Raw genomic sequence first — 22,977 nt, forward strand, 5'->3', positions numbered from 1 at the left:
TAGGTAAGCTGGTGCGTAAGTCGCCCAAAGGCAGCTAGCAACCCGCTTAGTACGAGCCGGCAAAATTGATTACCACTTCAACCGGTCGAGCAGGTTGACGTCGGTGTTCTGAATGTTGCGGTAAATCATCACGATGATGCCCAAGCCTACTGCAACTTCGGCAGCAGCCACGGCCATGATGAAAAACACAAAAACTTGCCCGTTGGGGTCGGCGCGGTAGGCCGAGAAAGCGGCAAGCAGAACGTTCACGGCGTTGAGCATCAACTCTACGCACATGAAAATGATGATGGCATTGCGCCGCGTCAGCACGCCCAGCACGCCAATGGCAAACAGGGCAGAAGCAAAGAATATGTAGTGCTGAAGCGGAATCGTGCGGATGACTTCCGGTATCGTCTGTTCCATTCAGGACGGGGTAGCGGCAGAAAAAAGATCTACCTCAACGGTAGGCAGAATTAGCGGGCAAAGGTATCCTGAAAATTGGAAAACTCCCGCGGAAAAGTACCTGCAAAGGCAGTTGCATCTGCACTAGTTCGTTGCTGCTGCCGGGCTGCTGGCATTAGGTGCTGCACGTTCCTGAAAATTTTCTATTCCTGATAAAGTATTTTTCCGGTGCCTGCGTCTTCCCCTTCAGAATGGAACAGGCACTGACCATACTTCCTACCGCGGCGGCCATGACCGAGCAAAACGACCGGGTGCAAGAGGCCGTGCGGGAGCAGCGCAGCAAGTTGCTCTCGTTCATCCGCCGCCGCATTCCCGACGAGGCCGACGCCGAAGACGTGCTGCAGGACGTTTTCTATGAGCTCGTGCAGAGCTACCGCCTAGTGAAGCCCGTGGAGCAAATGGCGGCTTGGCTGTTTCGGGTGGCGCGCAATAAAATCATTGACCGCTACCGTCGGCCCAAGCCTGCTTCGCTCGAAGAAGCCGCTTCGTACCACTCGGCTGCCGACTCCGACGAGCCCTTGCTGCTAGCCGATGTGTTGCCCGCCCCCGACGACTCAACGGAAACGGCCATGGCGCGCGAAACCATTATGGAAGCCATTTTGGATGCCCTGGAGGAACTGTCACCCGCCCAGCGCCAAGTATTCGTATGGCACGAGTTCGATGGCAAAACATTCAAGCAGATGTCGGAAGAAACCGGCGTGCCGCTGAAAACCCTGATTTCGCGCAAGCACTACGCGGTGCAGCAACTCCGTACCAAGCTGCAGGCGCTCTACACCGATTTGTTCCTCGACTAAACTCCCTCTCCGATATGAACCGCAATCTTTGGCTGCTCCGCAGCCTACGCTTTCTGCTCTTCGTGGCCGTGTTCGTGTCGTTGGCCAGCCTTGCCGTAATGGCGCTCTGGAACTGGCTAATGCCGGCCATTTTCGGCTTGCCCTTTATCTCGTTCGCGCAGGCCCTAGGTTTGCTGGTACTGAGCAAAATTCTGTTTGGCGGCTTCCGGGGCGGCCCAGCCGGCGGCTGGAAAGCCCGCGCTCAAGCCCATTGGCGCCAGAATATGGAAGCTCGAATGCAAGGCATGACAGAAGAAGAACGGGAGAAATTCCGCCAGAAAATGAGCCGTTGTAGCGCTGGTTGGGCCCGAATGGCCGCGCCGGAAGTTCGGCCTAGCCAAACTGCTCAAGCTGACTAACACAGCAGCGGCGCCTGATTCTTCGGGCGCCGCTGCTGTGTTAGTCAAACTTCCATTCAACTGATTTGTCGAACTCCGCTCTTTCTGCTGGAGTCATCCGTTCCTTGATTACTTTAATTGAGTAGCCGCCGATCAACTTGTTGTTTCGGGTGTAGTTCCAGTCGGCGATAGAATCCTTGTGGATGCTTACTAGCTGGCCGCTTACAACGTTGTGGATGTATTCGGGCTCGTTGTCGACTTTCCCATGAAGCGAGTCACCCTCTACGGTTAAATCACCTATCCACATGTACTCCCTTTCGCTACCATCAACGAAGCCATACTTCACGGCGAAGTTGTAGCTGGCGGTACCCCGGCTATTTAGCGCTGTAATAAATTCCTCAACAGTAGCGCGACTTTTCGTTAAGCCTCCAGCATCGCTAAGTCATTACGCTCGGCGTTGTACATGAAAGTATCAGCGTTCCAACCCTTCTCTTTATCGAGGCTTACACAACCTGCTAGAAGCGACGCAGCCGCCCCAAAGACTAAGAGTGTCTTCGGCAGCGGCTGAACCAATATTTGCTTGTTGATTCCTAGAAATTCCGCTCCCCGGTTTCGCGTTTGCCGAGCATTACCGAGCCCACCATAGCCACCAGGAACAGCACCGAAGCTAATTCGAACGGCAGCAGGTATTGCTGATACAGCACCAAACCTAGGCGGTTTACCATGCCAATCTGCGAGTCGAAGGTAGCGAGGTCAGCACCAGCAGGGTTTACGTTGCGCAGCGCGGCAATCAGCACAAACAGCAGCAAGCCACCGGCAATGGCAGCCGTAATCTTGGCCAGAGCCGGCTTATTCGGTTCCGTTTCGGCGTTGAGGTTCAGGAACATCACCACGAACAGGAACAGTACCATAATGGCACCTGCGTACACGATGATGTTCACGGCTGCCAGAAATTGCGCGTTCAGCAATAGGTAATGACCCGAAATGGCGAAGAACGTCAGGATCAGGAACAGCACTGAGTGAATCGGGTTCTTGGCAAACACCACACCTAGGGCCGACAGCAGCGCCACAAACGTCAGGAAGTAGAATAAGGAGGTACCCATGGGGGAGAGGAGGCTCGGGCTTCGGTACTTGGTAAATAAAGTGCCATGCTGAGCGAAGCTGACCTAGGCCGACTTCGCTCAGCACGGCGTGCTGCAATTGTTAGGCTTCGATGCCTGCCATGCGGCGGGCCAGGGCTTCGGCTTGCTCGGGCGTGAGTTGAATGCCTCGTTTGCTGCGGGCATTTGGGTCAACAGGCTCTACCAAGCGGTCTTTGCCGTAAATGAACTCGTCGCGCTCAAAGCGCGGCGGCGCCATCTTATCCGCCTGCAGGTAAACAGCTGCTTTGGGGCAAGCCTCTTCGCACAAGCCGCAGAAGATGCAGCGCAGCATGTTGATTTCGTAGCTGACAGCGTACTTCTCTTCGCGGTAGAGGTTCTCTTCGCCTTTTTTACGCTCGCCAGCCACCATGGTAATGGCTTCGGCCGGGCAGGCTACGGCGCACAAGCCGCAGGCGGTGCAACGCTCACGGCCTTGCTCGTCGCGCTTGAGCACGTGCAAGCCGCGGAACGTAGGCGAGAAGGGGCGCTGCTCCTCCGGGTAACGGATGGTAGCCTTCTTCGAGAAAAAGTGCTTTAGCGTGATGAGCATGCCTTTGGTAACAGCGGGCAGGTATGCCCGCTCCATCAGCGTCATCGGCTTCTTCTCGATGTGTTTTCTTCTATTGGTCAGTTGCATGTTTGTCGTCGGTAGCGCAGAGTTGTGCTTTGCGTAACGTTGCCTTTCGGAGCGGCAGTAACGCGCGGTTTGGAGACCCGCGCAGCACTGTTATTTGCCAAAGAACAAAATGAAAGCGCCCGTCAGCAGAATGTTCACGATGGCAATAGGGAAGAGCATAGTCCAGCCCAAACGCATCAGCTGGTCGTAGCGGAAGCGCGGTAGCGTCCAGCGCACCCACATAAAGAAGAAGATAAAGAAGAAGATCTTCGCGAACAGCGTGATGGTGCCCAGAATAGTAACAGTGTTGTGCGCGAACAGCTCGCCCTGCGACTTCAGCAGCACATCGTAGAGCAGGTGCTCACCGGGGAAGCTGAAACCACCGAAGTACAATGTGCTCATCACGGCCGAAGCCACAAATACGTTGATGTACTCGGCAAACAGGTACAGGCCCATCTTCATCGAGGAGTACTCGGTGTGGTAGCCACCCACCAGCTCGGTTTCGCACTCCGGCAAGTCGAAGGGCGTACGGTTGGTTTCGGCGAATGCGCATACAATAAAGATGATGAAGCCCAACGGCTGGTACACAATGTTCCAAAGGCCATTGTACTGTTGCAGCGCAATCTCGCGCAGGCTCAGCGTTCCGGTAACCATCAGGAGGGCAACCAATGCCATACCCATAGCCAGTTCGTAGCTAACGGCTTGCGCAGCAGCACGAACAGCACCCAGAAGCGAGAACTTATTGTTTGAAGCCCAGCCGCCAATCATGATGCCGTAAACGCCCAGCGAGACCACACCGAACACATACAGCATGCCAATGTTAACCTCAATGGCTTGCAAGCGAATTTCGGTGCCGTTGCCAAAGATCAGCGTGTTGCCGAACGGGATAACCGCCGAAGCCATCAGGGCTGTGGTCATGGCCAAGCAAGGGCCGAACACGAACAGCCACCGGTTGGCACCGCTTGGGAAGAACTCCTCTTTCGTGAATAGCTTCACAGCGTCGGCTAGCGGCTGTAGCAAGCCGTAGGGGCCAGCACGGTCGGGGCCTACGCGGTCTTGCAAGAAAGCCGCTACCACGCGCTCGGCGTAGGTAGAGTAGGTAGCAATCAGCAGCGTAATGCCGAATACCGCCAGAATTACGAGGCCTTGCCAGGCCAGTACGGGTATTTCCATGGTGGACTAGCTTAGCGGCCGAGTTTAAGCGGCGGGTTCTGTTCTAGGTCGCGAATGGTGCTTTCCGGCATATCGGCAATTACCTGCGGGTTCACCACCGGCAGCTCATAGTGGTTGGCCGAAATTACCGACGAACGCTCGATGTGAGTCGGGCCTTCGATTGTCCAGTCGCTGGTTTCTTTTTTCTCGAAGCGGCAGGTGTTGCAGATCCACTCCTTCACCTCGCCGTACTCATCCTTGCGGGCCGTTACGCGCAGTACGTCTTTGCCTTTGTACCACAGCACCACGTTGCCCGAGCACTTCGGGTTTTCGCAGTTGCGGTGAGCGTTTACCGGCTTGGTAAACCACACGCGCTGCTTAAAGCGGAAGGTTTTATCGGTGAGGGCGCCTACCGGGCACACGTCGATAACGTTGCCCGAGAAGTCCTGATCGATGATGTTGTCGATGTACGTGCCGATTTCGGCCGCATCGCCCCGACCTAGGACGCCGTGCACGCGCTGTTCGGTGAGCTGATCGGCGGTGTACACGCAGCGGTAGCACAGTATGCAGCGCGTCATGTGCAACTGGATGTACGGGCCGATGTCGATCTTCTCGAAGGTGCGGCGCTCTTCTTCGTAGCGGGTGGTAGCCATACCGTGCTCGAAGGCGAAGTTCTGCAGGTCGCACTCACCGGCTTGATCGCACACGGGGCAATCCAGTGGGTGGTTGATCAGCAGCATTTCTACAATGCCTTTGCGCACGTCGAGCACCTGCTGGTTTGTGGTGTTCTCTACCACCATGCCATCCTGCACCGTGGTGATGCACGAAGGCACCAGTTTGGGCATGGGGCGCGGGTCTTTGGCTGAGCCGGCCGACACCTTCACCAAGCAAGCGCGGCATTTGCCGCCCGTGCCTTTCAGCGGGGTGTAATAGCACATAGCCGGCGGCACAATGTCGCCCCCGATTTTGCGGGCTGCATTCAGGATAGTGGTACCATCTGGTACTTCTATCTCGATGCCGTCGAAGGTTATTTTAGCCATTTTCAGAACTCCCTAGGTCGGGAGCGAAAAGTCAGTTCAAAAGGAAAGTTAAACCAGTACGGCTTTGCCGGGGTACACCGCGCCGGGGCGAGCTGCCTCTTCGCGGTGCGTTACGTGCCACTCAAACTCGTGGCGGAAGTGGCGCACAGCGGCAGCTACTGGCCAAGCCGCAGCTTCACCTAGGGGGCAAATGGTGTTGCCCTCAATCTGCTTTGCCACGCTCACGATCAGGTCGATGTCGTGCATGTTGCCGTGGCCGTGCTCGAGGCGGTGCAGCACCTTCTCTAGCCAGCCCGTACCCTCGCGGCATGGCGAGCATTGCCCGCACGATTCGTGGTGGTAGAAGCGCGAGAAGTTCCAGGTGTTGCGCACGATGCAAGTCGTCTCGTCCATGGCAATGAAACCACCCGAGCCGAGCATGGTACCCGTCACAAAGCCACCATCCGACAGCGACTCGTACGTCATCAGACGCGATTCGCCGGCAGCGGTCTTCAGGATGAGCTCCTTAGGCAGAATCGGCACCGACGAACCACCGGCCACTACAGCCTTCAGGTCGCGGCCTTTCCAGATACCACCGCAGTACTCGTCGGAGTAGATAAACTCCTCAACGGGCACGCCGAGCTCGATTTCGTAGATACCGGGCTTGTTGAGGTGGCCGCAAGCCGAAATCAGCTTAGTGCCGGTACTCTTGCCTACGCCCAGCTTCGCGTACTCGTCGCCGCCCTCGTTGATGATTGGAACGACAGCCGCAATCGACTCCACGTTGTTTACCACCGTGGGGCGAGCGTACAGGCCCTGCACAGCCGGGAACGGAGGCTTATTGCGCGGGTTGCCACGCTTGCCTTCCAGCGACTCCAGCAGTGCGGTTTCTTCGCCGCAGATGTAGGCGCCGCCGCCGGGATGCACGTGCAGGTCTAGATCGTAGCCCGAACCTAGGATGTTCTTACCCAGGAAGCCGTTGGCGTATGCTTCGGCTATGGCTTTCTCCAGAATGCGCAGCACGTACAACAGCTCGCCGCGGATGTAGATGTACGAGGTGTTCGCACCTAGGGCGTACGAACTCGTAATCATGCCCTCGATGAGCAGGTGCGGCAGGCGCGACATCAGGTGGCGGTCCTTAAAAGTACCGGGCTCCGATTCGTCGGCGTTGCATACCAAGTGGCGCGGCACTCCCTCGGGCTTGGCCAGGAAGCTCCACTTCATGCCCGTGGGGAAGCCAGCGCCGCCGCGGCCACGCAGGCCCGACTTCTTTACTTCTTCCACCACCTCGTCGGGCGTCATCGTTTTCAGCGCCTTCTCCACCGAGCGGTAGCCGCCGTGCTGGCGGTATACCTCGAAGGTGTCGATGCCGGGAACGTTAATATGTTCGGTCAGTAGCTTGCGGCCCATGACAGTAGTTGCTTCGGATTATTGTTGCGTGTGCTGCAGGCCAGTCTGCTCCCACGGGAGCAACGGGCGGTGCACCATGTTGCGCAGCTCATTGAGCATGGCATCAACAGCTTCGGGCGAATCGAGCTGCTCGTAGTACTTCTCGCGCACCTGCACGATGGGAGCCGTGCCGCAAGCGGCGAGGCATTCTACCTCCTTCAGCGTGAATAGGCCGTCGGGCGACGTTTCACCAACCTTCGCGCCGGTAATGCGCTCTAGATTAGCGGTCAATTCGTCGGAGCCGCGCAGCATGCAAGGGCCCGTGCGGCAAATTTCCAGCACGTGCTTGCCTACCGGCTTGAGGTTGAACATCGTGTAGAACGAGGATACCTCGTACACTTCGATGGGCTTGAGGCCGAGCGTTTCAGCTACCAGGTCCTGAACCTCGGGGCTAACCCAGCCGCCAAACTCGGCTTGCGCAATGTGCAGCAACGGCAGCAGGGCCGACTTTTTGCGGTCGTCGGGGTAGTGGGTCAGCAGACGAGCAATTTCAGCCTTAGCGGCTTCCGAAAATTGCGGCTTTACGGGCGCGGTCGTCGATTCCATAAGCAGCGCAGATTAAGCGTCCAGCTCGCCAGCAATGACGTTCATGGAGCTCAGGGTAATAATGGCGTCGGAGAGAGTCGAGCCTACCACCATTTCGGGGTAAGCCTGGTAGTAGATGTAGCAGGGCCGGCGGAAGTGCAGGCGGTACGGGGTGCGCCCGCCGTCCGACACCAGGTAGAAGCCCAGTTCGCCGTTGCCGCCTTCCACGGAGTGGTACACTTCGCCTACCGGGGCGTCGATTTCGCCCATGATGATCTTGAAGTGGTAAATCAGGGCCTCCATGTTGCGGTACACCTCCGTCTTGGGCGGTAGGTAATAGTGCGGCGCGTCGGCGTGGTAAGGGCCATCCGGAAGCTTAGCCAGTGCCTGTTCGATGATGCGGTAGCTCTGCCAGATTTCCTCGTTGCGAATGAGGTAACGGTCGTAGGTGTCGCCGTTCGTACCCACCGGAATTTCAAACTCGAAGTCTTCGTACGACGAGTAGGGGTTCATCACCCGTACGTCGTAGTCGACGCCGGCCGCACGCAGGTTGGGGCCCGTGAAACCGTAGTTGAGCGCACGTTCCGCCGAAATTGGACCCACATCGATGGTGCGGTCCATGAAGATGCGGTTGCGGTCAAAGAGGTTCTGGAACTCCTTCATTACAGCCGGAAACTCCTTCATCCACTTGCGCAGCTTCTGAATCGCCACGTCGGAGAAGTCGCGCTCCATGCCGCCTACGCGGCCCATGTTGGTGGTGAGGCGCGAGCCGCACACCTCCTCATAGATTTCGTAAATCTTTTCGCGCTCCTCGAACAGGTAGAGGAAGCCCGAGAAAGCGCCGGTATCTACGCCCAAGATGCCGTTGCAGATGAGGTGGTCGGCGATGCGTGCCAGCTCCATCATGATTACGCGCATGTACTGGGCACGCTTGGGCACCTCAATGCCCAGCAGTTTTTCCACCGTCATGTGCCAGCCCATGTTGTTGATGGGGCTGGAGCAGTAATTCATCCGGTCCGTCAGCGGCGTAATCTGATAGAAAGGGCGCCGCTCGGCAATCTTTTCGAATGCCCGGTGGATGTAGCCGATGGTGGGCACGCCCGAAATGATCTTCTCGCCATCCATTTGCAGGATGTTTTGGAAGATGCCGTGCGTAGCCGGGTGCGTCGGACCTAGGTTCAGCGTGGTAAGGTCCTGGCCGAAGTCTTCGGTTTTTTGGACCATCACGCCGCGCTGCTGTTGGGCAGCTTCGTGATGTATAGGACGGGTCGCTTCGAGTGCGTCGTTCGTTGCCATTGATTCGGGGTTCGTGCGGCTGGTCCTGACCTAGGAAGGGTAGGGGCCGCGGCAGAAACTATCGGCCGAAGAAAAGGTCGGTCTTGTCTTCGCGCGTGCCGTCTTCGAGCGGGTACTCCTTGCGCAACGGGTGGTAGTCCATGTCTTCCACATTCAGGATGCGGATAAGATTGGGGTGGCCCGTGAAGATTACACCGTAGAAGTCATAGGCTTCGCGCTCCATCCAGTTGGCGGTGGCGTACACATCCGTGAGGGTGGGCACAACCGGGTCCTGAATGGGGAAGAAGATTTTGAGGCGCAGCCGGATGTTGTTTACCAAGCTGTGCAGCTGATACACCATGCCAAGCTCCTGCCCAACCTTATCGGGCCAGTGCATGCCGCACATGGTAGTCAGGAAGTTGAGCTGCAACTGCTCCTCGCCGTGCAGCACGTCAATGATTTCGTGAATCTTGTCGCGCGATACCGTGGCGGTAAGCATGCCGTAGGGCTCTTCCACATCCGAAAACGTGTCGGCGCCGAAGAGCTCCTGCAGGCGAGCCAAAATTTGCTCGTTGCTGATAGCAGCGTGGGCCTTAACGTAGTCGGCAGCTTTTTGCTGGGCAGCCGGCGAGGTGTTGAGTTGGATCATGTGAGGTACTTGGTAGCAAGTAGTCGGTAGCCAAGTGTTTACTCCGGCTACCGACTATCCTTTACCGACTACTTAATGTTGTAAGACGCCAGCAGTGCTTGGTATTCGGGCGAATCGCGGCGGCGGAGCGACTCGTTCTTGGCCAGCTCCTGAATGCGCATGAGGCCTTCCAGCACCTGCTCGGGGCGGGGCGGGCAGCCGGGCACGTACACATCCACGGGAATGATGCGGTCAATACCCTGCAGCACCGAGTAGCTGTCGAAAATACCGCCCGACGAAGCGCAGGCGCCCATAGCCAATACCCAGCGAGGCTCGGCCATTTGCTCGTACACTTGCTTCACAATCGGGGCCATTTTCTTGGCAATGGTACCCATCACCATAAGCAGGTCGGCTTGGCGGGGCGAGAACGACGGACGCTCCGAACCGAAACGCGAAATATCGTAGTGAGAACCCATGGTTGCCATAAACTCGATGCCGCAGCACGAGGTGGCAAAGGGTAGCGGCCACAGCGAGTTGGCGCGGGCAATGCCCACCACCTTCTCCAGCGAAGTGGCAAAGAAGCCGGCGCCTTCAACCCCGTCGGGGGCGGCTACCGTCTTGATTTCTGGAACGCGGTTATCACTCATGGCGAAAAGTCTGGTTAGGTGTAAGCTGCGGCGGCAACCTCAACTTCTCGAACATCGGCTCAGAAGTAAAGGTTTACCTAGGCTTGGCTTACTGATTCCACTTCAGGATGCCCTTCTTAATGATGTAGAAGAAACCGGCCAGCAGCAACGTCATGAACAGCAACATCGTGACGAAGCCGGCAGCGCCTAGCTCCCGGAAGTTTACCGCCCAAGGGTACATAAAGATGACTTCCACGTCGAAGAGTACGAAGAGGATAGCCGTGAGGAAGTATTTCACCGAGATAGGGGTGCGGGCGTTGCCCACCGACTCGATGCCGCACTCGAAGGACGCGTCCTTCACTTTGGAGTGGCGTTTGGGGCCGATGAGGTGCGAGGCAATCATCGAAAACGCCACAAAGGCCAGTGCAAGGCCAAACTGAATTAGAATCGGCACATAGTCGGCCGGTTGGTACGCAGCAGTGGTAGCTAACAGCATAGGAAAAGGAAGTTGCTGTTGAGGAAATGGCATTGGGGGGCAAAGGTAGGACGAAAACCGGGGGGGTGCAACGAATCGAAGACCATAGATACCGATGATGCGTGTAGTTACAGCTTTGGGCTTCTAGCTTAGATTTGTTCTAAAAAAGAAAACACAAAGCCAGCTTCCACTCTGATAAACACAAAAGCCGCCCTGTTTGTCACAGAACGGCTTTTGTGTTTGTAAAAAGAAGGCTTAGAAGCCGCCTTTGCCGGTCACGTTCAGGTCTTCGTGATTATCCACTCCCATGAAGGGGTAACGGTAATCAACGGGCGGCACGAAGGTTTCCTTGATAGTGCGCGGCGACACCCAACGCAGCAGGTTCAGGATGGAACCGGCTTTGTCGTTGGTGCCCGAGGCACGCGCACCGCCGAAGGGCTGCTGCCCTACCACCGCGCCGGTAGGCTTATCGTTGATGTAGAAGTTGCCGGCCGCGTGCACCAACTTGCGCGTCGCCAGGTCGATGGCGTAGCGGTCTTGCGAGAAAACGGCACCGGTGAGGGCGTAGGGCGAGGTGTTGTCGACCAGCTCCAGCGCCTTCTCAAACTCCTGCGAGTTGTACACGTGCACCGTCAGCACGGGGCCGAACAGTTCGTCGCACATGGTAACGTACTGCGGGTCTTTGGCCACAATGACGGTGGGCTCGATGAAGTAGCCTTTCGACTTATCGTAGTTGCCACCAGCAACAATTTCTACCGACTCGTCCTGTTTGGCTTGGTCGATGTACTTAGCCAGCTTGTCGAACGATTTCTCGTCGATAACGGCGTTGATGAAGTTCGAGAAGTCCTCCACATCGCCCATTTTAAACGATTTCAGGTCCTCTTGTAGGTACTGACGCACCTCATCCCACATATTGCTGGGAATGTACACGCGCGAAGCCGCCGAGCACTTCTGGCCCTGGAACTCGAAAGCACCACGCGAAATAGCCGTAGCCACCTGGCGCGGGTGCGCCGACTCGTGGGCGATGATGAAGTCTTTGCCGCCGGTTTCGCCTACCACGCGGGGGTACGAGCGGTAGTTGCCCACATTTTGGCCAATGGTTTTCCAAATGTTGTTGAAAACACCCGTGGAGCCAGTGAAGTGAATGCCAGCAAAGTCGCGGTGCCTAAAAATTACGTCGCCAGCGGTGGGGCCATCAACATACACTAGGTTGATAACGCCAGCCGGTACGCCAGCTTCCTGGAATAGCTCCATCAGCACCTGCGCCGAGTAGATCTGGGTGTTGGCGGGCTTCCATACCACCACGTTGCCCATCATGGCCGGGGCGGTAGGCAGATTGCCGGCAATGGAGGTGAAGTTGAAGGGTGTGAGGGCGAACAGGAAGCCCTCAAGCGGGCGGTGCTCCAGGCGGTTCCACATACCAGGCGCCGACTCGGGCTGCTGCTGGTAAATCTGCTGCATGAAGTGCACGTTGAACCGGAAGAAGTCGATCAGTTCGCAAGCCGAGTCGATTTCGGCTTGAAACGCGTTCTTGCTCTGGCCCAGCATGGTGGCGGCGTTCAGGCGGGCGCGGTAGGGCCCGGCCAGCAGCTCAGCCGCTTTCAGGAAAATGGCGGCGCGCTCCTGCCAGGGCAGTTCGGCCCACATGGGGCGGGCCGCCAAGGCAGCATCAATGGCCTGCTGCACGTGCTCGGCCGTGCCTAAGTGGAAATGACCTAGGGTATGCTGATGATCGTGAGGTGGAGCAATGCGCTGGGTGTTGCCGGTGCGCACTTCCTGGCCACCGATGTACATCGGAATATCGCGCTCCTGCTTTTTGAGCGCCCTCAGCATGGCTTGCAGCTCGGCGCGCTCGGGCGAGCCAGGGGCGTAGCCTTTTACAGGTTCGTTTACGGGAGCAGGTACGTTGAAAAAGCCGTTGGCCATAGCGTGGGAATATCTGTTGGCGATGGGGTGTCTGGAAAGTGCGGCAAAGGTAGAACGAAAGCAGAGAAGCTATCCAAATGCCAACAAGCAGCTTAAATCTTCATGTCGGCAAAGAGCCAGAAAAAGAAAGACAGCAGGATAACACCCCCAACCAAGAGCAGAAATAACCAAGTGGCATAAGTGGTTTGTCCGACTTGCGCTTCGTGCTCAGATATCTGCTTTCCACTCAAGCTTAGTAACAGCAACTGACCTAGCGCAACCGCTAGCCAAGTGCTCCTACTGTGTAGTGTACTCACTAGAAGTGCTGTTCCTACTGGCACCCAGGTGAGCAACACTCTGGAAAGAGTAGAATACATAAAGAGCTTGGCTTGCTGAACTGCCTTACAAAAAGCACTTCAGCTCGCTTAGGCAGCTAATCTCGTACGTAACCTCGGCTGAGTGGCGGCGCTTATCGGGGTTGAAGTACACCTGATCAATGCCAGCGTTGTAAGCACCCAGCACGTCGCACTCCAAGTTGTCGCCGATCATCAGCGACTCGGGAGCTTTGGCGCCGCTGCGCTCCAAAGCGTGCTCGAAAATGCGGCGGTCGGGCTTGAGGCAGCCACTGCACTCTGATGTTACAATTTCCTGGAAGTAATCGGTAAGCTTGGAGGAGGCAAGCTTAACGTACTGAACATCCTTAAACCCGTTGGTAATGAGGTGCAGCTCGTATCCACGGTCGCGCAGGTAGTCGAGCACCTCGTAGCAGTACGGGAACACGGCCGATTTCTGCGGCAGAATATCGGTAAAATCGCTGCTGATGGTGGCCGGCACTTCATCCTCGGGCACCCCAAATTTGCCTAGGGCGCGCACAAACCGCACGCTACGGAGCTGCTCCTGGGTAATCTTGTTGGCTTGGTAAAGGCGCCAAAGGCCGTGGTTTACCTCACTGTAGCGGCTGATAAACTCATCGACCGTGAAGTTGCCGAAGCGGCCTAGGTTGTGCTGCTCGTAGAGGTGGCGGAGGGTTTCATCGGCGTTGCGCTCAAAATCCCACAGCGTATGATCGAGGTCGAAAAATAGATGACGGTAAGCTTTCACGAGAAGCAGCAACTGATGAATGAGCAAAGAACAATGCTCCTGAGTAAATGGGTGCTCGGCGCGGCGTTATTTTTCGATAACGAGCCGGCCTACGGCCTGGCCTTCGCCTAGGTGCTGGTGCACAATGTCGGCGGCGTCGCGGGGCTGCACGTTGCCGTACCAAACGCCCTCGGGGTACACCACCAAGGCCGCGCCGTTGCCTTTTTTGCACTGTTTGCACACATCGAGGCAGCCTACAGTTTGCACCCGGTTTTTACGCTTTTTGCCGCCCACCAGCAAGCTTTTCAGGTCTTGCTTTTTCAGCTCTTTCTTAATGGCCTTGGCCACATCGGAGCCGACGCCGCTTTTTTGATTGGTGCAAACGAAGAGGTGATGCTGGTATTTCATGGGGCGGCATGGTCCGTTGTGGCACTGAGCAATGCGCCCTGAAATGCATAGCCTAGGTGCGCGAGGTACCCGTCCAGTAACGGTTTTGCAGCTTATACGCAGCCAGCTCCCGATTCGACCATAACGTGTCGTAGGTCTTCTGGTCTTTCACCAATTGCGGGTCGCGCTCCATGTAGCTGAGCTGTTGCTGCAGCAGGTCAATTACCTCGTCCTTGATGAAGTAGAACATCCAGTTGTCGAGCCGGCGGAAATTTACCAAACCTGCATTTTTCAGGTAGGATAATTGCCTAGAGGTTTTTGTTTGGGTGAAATCCAGCACTTGCTCCAAGTCGGAAATGCACATTTCCTGGTTTCGCCAGAGCAAATGCAAGATGCGCACCCGCGATTCGTCGCCCATGGCTTTATATAAGCTGAGCCCAAATGCAACGGAAAAGTGTTTGAGACGCATCTTTTGCCAAGCGTGGGGGTTATAGTGGCGATTGGCCTACCCCTCAAAGGTAAGCTCGTGCCGCCCCACGCCCCGCGAAAGAGCCGTATCTTTGTTTATCTGCAAATTGCCCTCATGCCCACCATTGCCCGATTCAATCATCTGCTAGTGTGCTTGCTGCTTGTGCTGGTAGCTGCCTTTACGCTGCCCCGCCACGCGCAAGCGCAAGGGCAGCGGCAGGTAGTGCAGTTTACCGGTATCGTAGCCACCGGCGACTCGCTGCTGGGCGTGCCCGGCGCCACTGTGTTTTTGCCCAAGGCCGGTCGTGGCACGGCCACCAACGCCTACGGTTATTTCTCGATACCCGTACTGGCCGGCGACAGCATCGTGATTCGCTCGCTGGGATACCGTAATCAGTACGTGGTTATCCCGCCCGATTACCCCCGGCAGAGCTACTCCGTAATTGTGCAGCTGAAGGAAGATGCCACCGTGCTGCCCGAGGTACGCGTGTTTCCTTACGTGACGGAAAAAGATTTCAAGCGGGCGTTTCTGGCCCTTAAGCTGCCTAAGGAGCGCGGCACCCGCACGGCCGAAAACCTCAACGAGGATATTCTACGCCGCATTTTTCAGAATGCGCCGGTTACGAGCATGGCCAACTACCGCCAAACCATGCAGCAACAACAACTCGACCAGCAGCGCCGCATGGGCACCGCGCCCAACCCGTACTCCAACAACCCGCTGCTTAACCCGTTCAGCTGGTTGCAGCTGATCAATCAGATTAAAAACGGCGAGTTCAAAAAGAAGGATTAACCCAAGCCGAAAAGTAGGTTGCCCCCTGTATGCCAGCTCCCGAAGCCGCTCTTTTATAGCGGCTTCTTTCGTTTTGGCCGGTGCATCATCAGTAGAGCTGCTGCTGTGCATCAGGCTCAACAGTTGGTGTACTGGCGAGTAAGCAGAGTTTCGGGCGTTTTGCAACCGTACGGGCACTTTAAAGGTAAAGCCGAGGAACGGCCGCAATGTGCCACAACGTGCTACCTTGGCGCGTCATCATCACGGTTTGCTATGGATACGAACCTTCCGAAATCGAACCACCCGCGTGTTGTCATCATCGGCTGCGGCTTTGGCGGTATGCGCTTAGCTCAGTCGCTCAAACACGATCCGGTGCAGGTGGTCGTAATCGACCGCCACAACTACCATAACTTTCAGCCGCTGCTCTACCAAGTGGCCACGGGCGCCCTTGAGGCCGATAGCATTGCTTACCCCATCCGCAAAATCTTTGCGGGGCAGAAGAACTTCTTCTACCGCATGGCCGATGTGGAGCACGTTGATACCACCAGCAACTTGGTGCACACCAACATCGGCGACATCAGCTACGACTACCTGGTGATTGCCACTGGCTCGCTTACCAACTTCTTCGGAATTGAAAGCATCGAGCGCAATGCTATGCAGATCAAGAGCATCCCGAATGCCCTGAACCTGCGCAGCTACATCTTCCAGAACTTCGAAAAAGCGCTACTAAAGGAAGACCCCGCGCAACGCCAAGCCCTCATGAACATCGTGGTGGTAGGCGGGGGGCCTACGGGCGTCGAAATCAGCGGTTCGTTGGCCGAAATGCGCCGCACGGTACTGCCCAAAGACTACCCCGAACTCGACCTGAAGCAGATGAACATCATTCTGGTGGAGGCGGGCCCGGCACTCCTAGGTCCGATGTCGCAAAAATCGCAGCAGGAGGCTTTGCGCTACTTGCAGGAGCTGGGCGTGGATGTGCGCCTGAACACCGGCATCAAGCGCTTCGAAGACTGCCGCGCCTACTATACCGAAACGGACTTTATTCCGACGGAAAACCTGATTTGGGCCGCTGGCGTGAACGGGGCTGCCCTGCCCGGCCTGCCCGAGCAGGTAGTTACGCGCAACAAGCGCATCAACGTGAACACCTGGAACCAGGTAGAAGGCTTCGAGAACGTGTTTGCCATCGGCGACGTGGCCAACATGGTAACCGACGACATGCCCAAGGGCATGCCCATGCTGGCTCCCGTGGCGCAGCAGCAGGCCGAGCACCTAGCCGACAACTTCCGCCGCCTAATCCGGCGCGAGCAGCCCGTGCCGTTTAAGTACTTCAACAAAGGGGTAATGGCCATTGTAGCGCGCAACAAAGCCGTGGTCGATTTGCCCAAGGACGTGCACTTCCGCGGCTTCTTGGGTTGGCTCACGTGGCTGTTTGTGCACCTGATGACGCTCGTGGGCTTCCGCAACAAAGTGGTGGCTTTCGTCGACTGGGCGTTCAGCTATTTTGCCTCCGATCAGGCCCTGCGCCTCATCATCCGTCCCTTCAACCGCCGCGATATGAAGGACGATAAAGGCAAGCGCGCGGCCGAGCACCAAGTGGCCACGCCGCAATACAACCCCACACCGCCCGCTATTCAAACTCCGGCTGCCTAGCACCTAGGGAGCCAAAACAGCAACGGCCCCGCAGCTCAGCTGCGGGGCCGTTGTTTTTGTAAAAATTGCGTTTGAGGCTGCACACGCTATTGGCAAGGAGTACTGTTTACGCTTTCCAACGTAACCGGAAGGGGAGGCGCCGGGCAGTCGGCCGTGCGGACGCCCAAGGCGGCTAGCTCGGCGTTGGTAGCTGGGTGCGACACAAAATAGACTTTGTGCCCCGCTCGCTGTAAATCCGTAGGCAGATTAAGGGCCGTAACCACGTGCTTGTAGTTGGTGCCGGTGGCAGGATCGGTCCACGAAACCGAAGTGGGGTAATCGGCGGGTACCTCTAGCACGTAGCCGTAGTTGCCGCTGGGCGAGCCGCAATGCGCACCTAGCACTGTGCCACCCACGCAAGTCGGCTGAGGTTCATCATCGCCGCACTGAAATGCCAGCAACATGGTGGATACGGCAGCAAGCAGCAAAGCCGGGCGAAACAAGACACGCATAAGTTTGAAGCTGTAAGGTGAGCTGTCTGATGAGGCTTACCTTGCAGAAAAGGTTGCAGGCAGAAGCCCTGACTTATACAACCTAGAGCGCGTACTCGGCCAAAGCGCGGCTGATGTCGTGGATGTTCTGGTCGTTGCGGAAGTTTTTGCTGATGGGCTCAACCTGCCCACGTATCCAGATTTTTAGCTCGGCATCGAGGTCGAAGTGGCCGGTGGTTTCCATCGAAAACCGGTCGATGCTGCGGTAGGGCACGCTTAGGAACTCCTTCTTCTTACCCGTCATGCCTTGCTTGTCCACCAAAATCAGGCGCTTGTTGGTGAAGATGATTTGGTCGCGAATGATGGCGTAGGCTTTTTCTACGCGCTCATTGGCAGCCAAAATGCGGGCAAGTTCTTGTTGCGTTTCCTGAATGTCGCTTTCCGAAGCGTTGCCGAGTAGTGCGTCGAGGAGGCCCATGGTGTTTAAGGTTGAATTGCAGTGTAAGATAAGCGGAAGCTTCAGGCCATATTAGGTAGGTCTGAACCTTCTATCAATATTCTTCCAGAAGTTCGTTAACGAGTCCATCGAGCTGTTCGAGCCCGAACGATAGGGTAGTAGCTAAGTACTTCCTCGCCACCTAGGGCGGTAAGTTCTTCAAAAGCCTGGTCTGCTACTGCCGCATCGTCTGCGCGCGTCAAAGTCTGCAAAAGCGCGATTCTACTAGCATCTGAATTCATCGACGCAAATAAAAACAGCCGGACCAAATGGCCCGGCTGTTCAAAGCTAAACGAAAGCAGGATTAGCGAGTACCGCCGCCCGTGGTGCCGCCGCCTTGCTGCGGCTGCTGCGACGACACATTACGCTGCTGCATGGGGTTCGGCTGGGCTTGTTGTTGCTGCTGGAACAGCTCGAAGCGCGACGGAGCCAGCTTACGCGGGAAGGCGTTGTTCGAGAGGTCGGTGTCGGCCGTTTGCTGGTAAGGGTCCAGCGTGAAAGCGGCTACGGGCTTCTCGGTGATGAACACCTTGGTTACCTCGGCGTTGTTCTTGCGCCAGATTTCGGCCGGGATGTTCACCACTTCCTGGGTGCCGTCGTTGTAGGTCATCTGCACCACCACCGGCATTACCAGGCCACCTAGGTTCTTCAGATTTACCTGGTAGAAGTTGAGTCCTTTGCTGAGGATTTGCTGCTGCTCGGGGTTCAGCCCCGATACGTACTTCTGGTAGCGAGCCTTGTCGGCGTCGGTTACGGCCAGCGCGTCGAAGCTGTTGTAGAAGTCCTTCAACTCGGGTTTATCGTCAACCAGCGTCTTTTTAATGTCCTGCAGGTTGCGCTGCTGCGAGAGGCTCTGCGGAGCGGCGTTCAGCTCTTCGCGGCGGCGGGCATTCTCGATTTCGGGGTTTTTCGAATCGGCCTTGTACCACTGCACGCCTTCAATGCTGATGTCGGTGTGCTCGGTGCCGTAGAACCAGCCGCGCCAAAACCAGTCGAGGTCAACGCCTGAGGCATCCTCCATGGTCCGGAAGAAATCGGCTGGGGTGGGGTGTTTGTAAGCCCAGCGTTTGGCGTAGGTTTTGAAAGCGAAGTCGAATAGCTCGCGGCCCATCACCGTTTCGCGCAGAATGTTCAGCGCCGTTGCGGGTTTGCCGTAGGCGTTGTTGCCCAGCTGCAGCACCGATTCCGAGTTTGTCATGATCGGGTTCTGCAGGTTTTGGGCCATGCTCATGTAAGGCACAATGTCCTTCGGCTCGCCGCGGCGCGAGGGGTAGCCACGCTCCCACTCCTGCTCGGTGAGGTACTGCATGAAGGTGTTCAGGCCTTCGTCCATCCACGTCCACTGGCGCTCATCCGAGTTCACAATCATCGGGAAGAAGTTGTGACCCACCTCGTGGATAACTACCGAAATCAGACCGTACTTGGTGTTGGCCGAGTAGGTGCCGTCTTTCTCCGGGCGGTAGCCATTAAAGCACAGCATGGGGTACTCCATGCCACCGATGGGGCCGTGTACCGAAATAGCTACGGGGTACTGGTAGGGCACCGTCATGCGCGAGTACACGCGCAGGGTGTGCGCTACCGACTCGGTGGAGTACTTGCCCCACAGCGGGTTGGCCTCCTTGGGGTAGTACGACATGGCCATTACGGGTTTGCCCTCAATGTTCAGGCCCATGGCATCCCAAATGAACTTGCGCGATGAAGCCCAGGCAAAGTCGCGCACGTTTTTGGCGGCGTACACCCAGGTTTTGGTGGCTTTGGCGCGGCCTTGCTCGGCTCGGGTAGCCTCGTCCTGCGTTACCACCACTACCGGGCTCTTGGCATTCTTGGCTTGCTCGAGGCGCTTGCGCTGGGTAGCGGTGAGCACCTGATCGGCGTTTTGCAGCACGCCGGTAGCGCCCACCACGTGGTCGGCGGGGGCGGTGATGCTCACGCGGTAATCGCCGAAGGGCAGGGTAAACTCGCCGCCGCCCAGGAACTGCTTGTGCTGCCAGCCGTTCACGTCGTCGTACACGGCCATGCGCGGATAGAACTGCGCAATCTCGTAGAGGTAGTTCTTGTCCTCAGGGAAGAACTCGTAGCCCGAGCGGCCGCCGGTGGCTTTTTGGTCGTTTACGGTGTAGTGCCACTTCACCGTGAAGGTTACGGACTGCTTAGGTGCCAGCGGCTGCGGCAAATCCACCCGCATCATGGTGTAATTGATGGTGTGGGGCAGCTGCTTGCTGCCGCCCTTCATCCGGATGTCGTCAATTTTGAACGAACCATCGAAGCCGGTGCGCTGCAGGTACTCCATGGCCTGAAACGACATCCGGTCGCGCAGCTCGGCGGTCTGCGTCAGGGCCGTCATCGACTGCGGATGGTAGATGTTCGCGTCGAGCTGCAGCCAGAGGTACGAGAGCTTATCGGGCGAGAGGTTGGTGTAAGTAATGTCCTCGGTGCCAGTGATGCTCTGGTTCTCGTCGTTCAGCGTTACCTTGATGTTGTAGTCGGCACGCTGCTGCCAGTAGTCCTTGCCCGGCGCGCCCGATGCCGTACGGTAGGTATTGGGCGTAGGCAGCTCGGTGCCGAGCTGGGCAAATTTGTCGGTGCCGGAGTGGGTTTGCTGCGCAACGGCCGGTGCGGCCAAAGCCAGTGCAACTCCCGCGGCTAGTAGTAGGCGAAAACGCATGGATGGTGAGTGAGGCAGAATGGGCTTGTAAGGTAGCTTACAGTGGCTAAAACTCAGGTAACCCGGAAAGCTACTATTGCTAAAGAGCAATAACGTTGGGGTAACACAACAGCTGCGTAAGCAGTGTTGAAAAACAAGAAGGATGAAAAAAGTTGCCGCCTAGGTGATAAATCGATCGGCTAAGCACCGGTTAACTGGCCCAGCAACAACACGGTAGCAATGCCCGCAGCGGCGCCGCTTACCACCAACACCCAGTCGCGGCGGGCAGCGCCAAACCCGCGCAGCACCACAAAACCAACAACGAGGATGATAAGCACAATCAGCAACTGGCCCAGCTCTACGCCTAGGTTAAAGGCAAACAGCTCGAGCACGGGGCGGCTGTTTTGGCCCAGCAGCTCGCGCAGGTAGTTCGAAAAGCCAAGGCCATGAATCAGCCCGAATACGGCCGCCAGCAAGTTGGGTAGGGTAAGCACAATAGGCTCGGTGCGGCGGGTATCATTGCGGCGCGGCTCGAGGCGGCCAACCTGCAGCAGGTTGGCTAGGCAGGTGAGCAGGATGGTAATGGGAATAAGTGCCTCGATAAGGGCCGCATTGAACGCGATGATACCTAGGGTGGCTAGGGCCAGCGTAATGGAGTGGCCAATGGTGAAGCTGGTAACCAGGGCTACCACGCGGCGCCAATCGCCGAGCACGTAGGGGGCACACAGCGCCAGCAGGAACACGAGGTGGTCGTAGGCCTGCAGGTTGAAGATGTGGTAGAAGCCCAACTGCAGGTAAGTCTGGAAAACGGACATGCGGCAAAGCTATACGCCCGGCGCAAATCTGTACTACTGTTGAGGTGCCGGGCGTTATCTTGCACCAATCATTTCCCCTAGAATTCAGATGCGCAAGCAAATACTAGTAGCTGGGTTGTTGGTGCTTTCGGCTGCCGGAGCATCGGCCCAAACCAACCCCTCGCTACCCGAAAAACCCGCACCACCCATTGAGGCTGCGCCGCAAGTAGCAGCCAAAAACGACTCGGTGCAGGCCGTGCAAACCCTGTTTCGGAAGCGCCGCAACGGCGGCACGGTGTTTACGGCCATCGGCTCGTTGGTGCTGCTGCGCGGCGTGCTGGCCAGCGGCGACGCCAGCGGAGTAGCGGTTTCGGGTGCCGTTGCCGCGCCGTTTTTGGCGGTGGGCATTGGTAAGCTTGCGCGCTTTGGCAGCAAGAAAGAAGACGCTTACATCAAGCAATACCAGCAAGGCAAACCGCTACCCGCCTACATTCGGAAGCGCTTGCGGCCGGAGTACTTTCGGGCGCGCTAATCATAAGCGACATAAGGTGTGGCCCTGGGTGCGGAGTACTAGCCGAGCACCTAGGGCCATTGTTCTGAAAGGAAGGATTGCTCCTGAATAGCGTAGATAATTTTGGAGCAGCCAAGGAGGGGCAACGCGGGCAGCGTAACCGCTGGCCTTGCTGCGCCGTTGCCTAGGTGCGAAAAGGCCAAACAGCAGCAGCTGATACTGATAACCGGCGCCGCCGCTACCTTCGTCCCCGCGTTACGCACCGATGCTGCGGCGTGCTTTGCTATGGAAACACTTTTAGGTACCGATGTGGCCCGTGCCGCTGCCCTGCTGCGGGCCGGCGAGTTGGTTGCCATTCCGACGGAAACCGTGTACGGATTGGCGGGCCATGGCCTGCGCGAAGACAGCCTGCAGCGCATTTTTGCGGTGAAGGGCCGGCCGCTGAGCAACCCGCTCATTCTGCACTTCGCCAGCCCCGAGCACCTAGGCGGTTACGTGCGCCCCGAGGCCGTGCCGGCCGCTGCGCACACGTTGTTAGCTGCCTTCAGCCCAGGGCCACTTACGCTGCTGCTCCCGCGCGAGCCCGCCGTAGTGCCCGATACCGTAACCGCCGGACTGCCCGACGTGGCCGTGCGCATTCCGGCGCACCCACTGGTGCGGCAACTGCTGCACCAGCTCGATTTTCCGCTGGCAGCACCCTCTGCCAATCCCTTCGGCTATATCAGTCCGACTTTGCCCGAGCACGTGCTGCGGCAATTGGGCGGCAAAATTCCTTACGTGCTCGACGGCGGCCCCTGCGAGGCTGGTATCGAAAGCACGGTAGTAGGTTTTGGGCCGGCGGGCGAGCCGGTAGTGTACCGGCCCGGTGCCATTTCGCTGGAGGCGCTGCAGCAGGTGGTGCCCACGGCGCGCCTGCGCACGGCCGCCGAAAAAGCCCAGCGCGTGGCCAGCCCTGGCTTGCTGCCCTACCACTACTCGCCCCATACGCCGCTACAGCTTTTTGGCCCGGGCCTAGGTGCCGCGCCGGCTTTTGAAGCTGGCAGCACGGGCGCCCTCACGTTTCGGGAGCCGCTGCCCGGCTTGCCGCTCGAGCAGCAAGTGGTGCTCAGCCCCGGCCGCGGCAACCTCGCCGAAGCCGCCCACGGCCTGTACGCTGCCCTGCACCACCTCGATGGCCTTGGCCTACAGCACCTGCTGGCCGAACGCTTTCCGGAAACCGGCATCGGTATGGCTCTGAACGAGCGACTGGAGAAGGCAGCCGCCCGCGGATAAGCACGGCCCACC

The 22,977-nt window shown here is 57.5% G+C and carries 25 protein-coding genes and 1 pseudogene; 6 read left to right on the forward strand and 20 right to left on the reverse strand.

Going from position 1 to position 22,977, the window contains the following annotated elements:
• Positions 1–69: 69 nt before the first annotated feature.
• Entirely contained in the window at positions 70–402 is a 333-nt protein-coding gene (nuoK, locus tag ASU33_RS00670; RefSeq protein ID WP_059067143.1) for an NADH-quinone oxidoreductase subunit NuoK, read from the reverse strand.
• Between the two features lie 230 nt (positions 403–632).
• Between nuoK and ASU33_RS00675 the strand changes: the two genes are divergently transcribed.
• Together ASU33_RS00675 and ASU33_RS00680 are read left to right on the forward strand one after the other, a co-directional pair.
• The gene (locus ASU33_RS00675) at positions 633–1,235 is read left to right on the forward strand and encodes an RNA polymerase sigma factor (RefSeq protein ID WP_059067145.1); all 603 of its coding nucleotides are present in this window, start codon (positions 633–635) and stop codon (positions 1,233–1,235) included.
• A gap of 14 nt (positions 1,236–1,249) precedes the next feature.
• The gene (locus ASU33_RS00680; protein ID WP_078062757.1) at positions 1,250–1,633 is read left to right on the forward strand and encodes a hypothetical protein; all 384 of its coding nucleotides are present in this window, start codon (positions 1,250–1,252) and stop codon (positions 1,631–1,633) included.
• Positions 1,634–1,673: 40 nt separating this feature from the next.
• Here the strand turns inward: ASU33_RS00680 and ASU33_RS00685 are convergent.
• The 15 genes and pseudogenes from ASU33_RS00685 to ASU33_RS00755 all read right to left on the reverse strand — a co-directional run.
• Positions 1,674–2,024: pseudogene (locus ASU33_RS00685) on the reverse strand (DUF2314 domain-containing protein); the annotation flags it as partial.
• A 178-nt stretch (positions 2,025–2,202) separates the two neighbouring features.
• Positions 2,203–2,715 (reverse strand): NADH-quinone oxidoreductase subunit J family protein, encoded by a 513-nt coding sequence (locus ASU33_RS00690; protein WP_059067150.1) that lies wholly within the window; start codon positions 2,713–2,715, stop codon positions 2,203–2,205.
• A gap of 100 nt (positions 2,716–2,815) precedes the next feature.
• Complete coding sequence (locus ASU33_RS00695; RefSeq protein WP_059067152.1) at positions 2,816–3,391, reverse strand: NuoI/complex I 23 kDa subunit family protein; 576 nt, start codon at positions 3,389–3,391, stop codon at positions 2,816–2,818.
• Positions 3,392–3,481: 90 nt separating this feature from the next.
• Positions 3,482–4,543, reverse strand: a complete 1,062-nt coding sequence (gene nuoH, locus ASU33_RS00700; protein WP_059067154.1) for an NADH-quinone oxidoreductase subunit NuoH — start codon at positions 4,541–4,543, stop codon at positions 3,482–3,484.
• A gap of 11 nt (positions 4,544–4,554) precedes the next feature.
• The gene (locus ASU33_RS00705; RefSeq protein WP_059067157.1) at positions 4,555–5,562 is read right to left on the reverse strand and encodes an NADH-quinone oxidoreductase subunit G; all 1,008 of its coding nucleotides are present in this window, start codon (positions 5,560–5,562) and stop codon (positions 4,555–4,557) included.
• A gap of 48 nt (positions 5,563–5,610) precedes the next feature.
• Positions 5,611–6,951: an NADH-quinone oxidoreductase subunit NuoF gene (gene nuoF / locus ASU33_RS00710; RefSeq protein ID WP_059067158.1), complete on the reverse strand. Its 1,341-nt coding sequence runs from the start codon at positions 6,949–6,951 to the stop codon at positions 5,611–5,613.
• Positions 6,952–6,969: 18 nt separating this feature from the next.
• The gene (locus ASU33_RS00715) at positions 6,970–7,536 is read right to left on the reverse strand and encodes an NADH-quinone oxidoreductase subunit NuoE family protein (RefSeq protein WP_059067161.1); all 567 of its coding nucleotides are present in this window, start codon (positions 7,534–7,536) and stop codon (positions 6,970–6,972) included.
• Between the two features lie 12 nt (positions 7,537–7,548).
• Entirely contained in the window at positions 7,549–8,739 is a 1,191-nt protein-coding gene (locus ASU33_RS00720) for an NADH-quinone oxidoreductase subunit D (RefSeq protein WP_059067163.1), read from the reverse strand.
• A 130-nt stretch (positions 8,740–8,869) separates the two neighbouring features.
• Positions 8,870–9,439: an NADH-quinone oxidoreductase subunit C gene (locus tag ASU33_RS00725; protein ID WP_078062760.1), complete on the reverse strand. Its 570-nt coding sequence runs from the start codon at positions 9,437–9,439 to the stop codon at positions 8,870–8,872.
• Between the two features lie 68 nt (positions 9,440–9,507).
• Positions 9,508–10,065 (reverse strand): NADH-quinone oxidoreductase subunit B, encoded by a 558-nt coding sequence (locus tag ASU33_RS00730; protein WP_059067165.1) that lies wholly within the window; start codon positions 10,063–10,065, stop codon positions 9,508–9,510.
• A gap of 88 nt (positions 10,066–10,153) precedes the next feature.
• Positions 10,154–10,540 (reverse strand): NADH-quinone oxidoreductase subunit A, encoded by a 387-nt coding sequence (locus ASU33_RS00735; RefSeq protein WP_059067167.1) that lies wholly within the window; start codon positions 10,538–10,540, stop codon positions 10,154–10,156.
• 234 nt (positions 10,541–10,774) lie between these two features.
• A complete protein-coding gene (gene pruA / locus ASU33_RS00740) occupies positions 10,775–12,445 on the reverse strand; it encodes an L-glutamate gamma-semialdehyde dehydrogenase (protein ID WP_059067169.1) in 1,671 nt (556 codons plus the stop codon).
• A gap of 381 nt (positions 12,446–12,826) precedes the next feature.
• A complete protein-coding gene (locus ASU33_RS00745; RefSeq protein ID WP_059068269.1) occupies positions 12,827–13,525 on the reverse strand; it encodes a YjjG family noncanonical pyrimidine nucleotidase in 699 nt (232 codons plus the stop codon).
• A gap of 66 nt (positions 13,526–13,591) precedes the next feature.
• On the reverse strand, positions 13,592–13,912 hold the full coding sequence (locus ASU33_RS00750) for a (2Fe-2S) ferredoxin domain-containing protein (RefSeq protein ID WP_059067171.1): 321 nt from the start codon (positions 13,910–13,912) through the stop codon (positions 13,592–13,594).
• A gap of 52 nt (positions 13,913–13,964) precedes the next feature.
• Positions 13,965–14,360 (reverse strand): ArsR/SmtB family transcription factor, encoded by a 396-nt coding sequence (locus ASU33_RS00755; RefSeq protein WP_059067173.1) that lies wholly within the window; start codon positions 14,358–14,360, stop codon positions 13,965–13,967.
• Between the two features lie 114 nt (positions 14,361–14,474).
• Here ASU33_RS00755 and ASU33_RS00760 point away from each other — a divergent pair, with 114 nt between their 5' ends.
• Together ASU33_RS00760 and ASU33_RS00765 are read left to right on the forward strand one after the other, a co-directional pair.
• On the forward strand, positions 14,475–15,149 hold the full coding sequence (locus ASU33_RS00760; protein ID WP_078062844.1) for a carboxypeptidase-like regulatory domain-containing protein: 675 nt from the start codon (positions 14,475–14,477) through the stop codon (positions 15,147–15,149).
• Between the two features lie 252 nt (positions 15,150–15,401).
• Positions 15,402–16,778 carry an NAD(P)/FAD-dependent oxidoreductase gene (locus ASU33_RS00765; protein WP_059067175.1) on the forward strand — a complete coding sequence of 459 codons (1,377 nt, stop codon included), beginning with the start codon at positions 15,402–15,404 and terminating at the stop codon, positions 16,776–16,778.
• Between the two features lie 86 nt (positions 16,779–16,864).
• Here ASU33_RS00765 and ASU33_RS00770 read toward each other — a convergent pair whose 3' ends face one another.
• The 4 genes from ASU33_RS00770 to ASU33_RS00785 form a co-directional block, all read right to left on the reverse strand.
• Positions 16,865–17,269: a hypothetical protein gene (locus ASU33_RS00770; protein WP_149866973.1), complete on the reverse strand. Its 405-nt coding sequence runs from the start codon at positions 17,267–17,269 to the stop codon at positions 16,865–16,867.
• A gap of 82 nt (positions 17,270–17,351) precedes the next feature.
• Complete coding sequence (locus tag ASU33_RS00775; protein WP_059067179.1) at positions 17,352–17,726, reverse strand: PH domain-containing protein; 375 nt, start codon at positions 17,724–17,726, stop codon at positions 17,352–17,354.
• A gap of 322 nt (positions 17,727–18,048) precedes the next feature.
• Positions 18,049–20,409: a M1 family metallopeptidase gene (locus tag ASU33_RS00780; protein WP_059067181.1), complete on the reverse strand. Its 2,361-nt coding sequence runs from the start codon at positions 20,407–20,409 to the stop codon at positions 18,049–18,051.
• A 179-nt stretch (positions 20,410–20,588) separates the two neighbouring features.
• Positions 20,589–21,203 (reverse strand): HupE/UreJ family protein, encoded by a 615-nt coding sequence (locus tag ASU33_RS00785; protein ID WP_059067183.1) that lies wholly within the window; start codon positions 21,201–21,203, stop codon positions 20,589–20,591.
• Between the two features lie 88 nt (positions 21,204–21,291).
• Here ASU33_RS00785 and ASU33_RS00790 point away from each other — a divergent pair, with 88 nt between their 5' ends.
• Positions 21,292–21,714: a hypothetical protein gene (locus ASU33_RS00790; RefSeq protein ID WP_059067184.1), complete on the forward strand. Its 423-nt coding sequence runs from the start codon at positions 21,292–21,294 to the stop codon at positions 21,712–21,714.
• Between the two features lie 264 nt (positions 21,715–21,978).
• The gene (locus ASU33_RS00795; protein ID WP_059067187.1) at positions 21,979–22,965 is read left to right on the forward strand and encodes an L-threonylcarbamoyladenylate synthase; all 987 of its coding nucleotides are present in this window, start codon (positions 21,979–21,981) and stop codon (positions 22,963–22,965) included.
• Positions 22,966–22,977: the final 12 nt, after the last annotated feature.

Source organism: Solirubrum puertoriconensis, from assembly GCF_001483135.1.
GTDB classification, from domain to species: Bacteria; Bacteroidota; Bacteroidia; order Cytophagales; family Hymenobacteraceae; genus Solirubrum; species Solirubrum puertoriconensis.

Excerpts from the sequence above, each read along its gene's own strand:
- ASU33_RS00695 (WP_059067152.1), bottom strand. The coding sequence starts at position 3,391 with ATGCAACTGACCAATAGAAGAAAACACATCGAGAAGAAGCCGATGACG.
- ASU33_RS00775 (WP_059067179.1), bottom strand. The coding sequence starts at position 17,726 with ATGGGCCTCCTCGACGCACTACTCGGCAACGCTTCGGAAAGCGACATT.
- ASU33_RS00790 (WP_059067184.1), top strand. The coding sequence starts at position 21,292 with ATGCGCAAGCAAATACTAGTAGCTGGGTTGTTGGTGCTTTCGGCTGCC.
- ASU33_RS00725 (WP_078062760.1), bottom strand. The coding sequence starts at position 9,439 with ATGATCCAACTCAACACCTCGCCGGCTGCCCAGCAAAAAGCTGCCGAC.
- ASU33_RS00785 (WP_059067183.1), bottom strand. The coding sequence starts at position 21,203 with ATGTCCGTTTTCCAGACTTACCTGCAGTTGGGCTTCTACCACATCTTC.
- ASU33_RS00675 (WP_059067145.1), top strand. The coding sequence starts at position 633 with ATGGAACAGGCACTGACCATACTTCCTACCGCGGCGGCCATGACCGAG.
- ASU33_RS00780 (WP_059067181.1), bottom strand. The coding sequence starts at position 20,409 with ATGCGTTTTCGCCTACTACTAGCCGCGGGAGTTGCACTGGCTTTGGCC.
- ASU33_RS00690 (WP_059067150.1), bottom strand. The coding sequence starts at position 2,715 with ATGGGTACCTCCTTATTCTACTTCCTGACGTTTGTGGCGCTGCTGTCG.
- ASU33_RS00735 (WP_059067167.1), bottom strand. The coding sequence starts at position 10,540 with ATGCTGTTAGCTACCACTGCTGCGTACCAACCGGCCGACTATGTGCCG.
- ASU33_RS00750 (WP_059067171.1), bottom strand. The coding sequence starts at position 13,912 with ATGAAATACCAGCATCACCTCTTCGTTTGCACCAATCAAAAAAGCGGC.
- nuoF (WP_059067158.1), bottom strand. The coding sequence starts at position 6,951 with ATGGGCCGCAAGCTACTGACCGAACATATTAACGTTCCCGGCATCGAC.
- ASU33_RS00755 (WP_059067173.1), bottom strand. The coding sequence starts at position 14,360 with ATGCGTCTCAAACACTTTTCCGTTGCATTTGGGCTCAGCTTATATAAA.
- pruA (WP_059067169.1), bottom strand. The coding sequence starts at position 12,445 with ATGGCCAACGGCTTTTTCAACGTACCTGCTCCCGTAAACGAACCTGTA.
- ASU33_RS00715 (WP_059067161.1), bottom strand. The coding sequence starts at position 7,536 with ATGGAATCGACGACCGCGCCCGTAAAGCCGCAATTTTCGGAAGCCGCT.
- ASU33_RS00730 (WP_059067165.1), bottom strand. The coding sequence starts at position 10,065 with ATGAGTGATAACCGCGTTCCAGAAATCAAGACGGTAGCCGCCCCCGAC.
- nuoH (WP_059067154.1), bottom strand. The coding sequence starts at position 4,543 with ATGGAAATACCCGTACTGGCCTGGCAAGGCCTCGTAATTCTGGCGGTA.
- nuoK (WP_059067143.1), bottom strand. The coding sequence starts at position 402 with ATGGAACAGACGATACCGGAAGTCATCCGCACGATTCCGCTTCAGCAC.
- ASU33_RS00770 (WP_149866973.1), bottom strand. The coding sequence starts at position 17,269 with ATGCGTGTCTTGTTTCGCCCGGCTTTGCTGCTTGCTGCCGTATCCACC.
- ASU33_RS00680 (WP_078062757.1), top strand. The coding sequence starts at position 1,250 with ATGAACCGCAATCTTTGGCTGCTCCGCAGCCTACGCTTTCTGCTCTTC.
- ASU33_RS00705 (WP_059067157.1), bottom strand. The coding sequence starts at position 5,562 with ATGGCTAAAATAACCTTCGACGGCATCGAGATAGAAGTACCAGATGGT.
- ASU33_RS00765 (WP_059067175.1), top strand. The coding sequence starts at position 15,402 with ATGGATACGAACCTTCCGAAATCGAACCACCCGCGTGTTGTCATCATC.
- ASU33_RS00760 (WP_078062844.1), top strand. The coding sequence starts at position 14,475 with ATGCCCACCATTGCCCGATTCAATCATCTGCTAGTGTGCTTGCTGCTT.
- ASU33_RS00720 (WP_059067163.1), bottom strand. The coding sequence starts at position 8,739 with ATGGTCCAAAAAACCGAAGACTTCGGCCAGGACCTTACCACGCTGAAC.
- ASU33_RS00795 (WP_059067187.1), top strand. The coding sequence starts at position 21,979 with ATGGAAACACTTTTAGGTACCGATGTGGCCCGTGCCGCTGCCCTGCTG.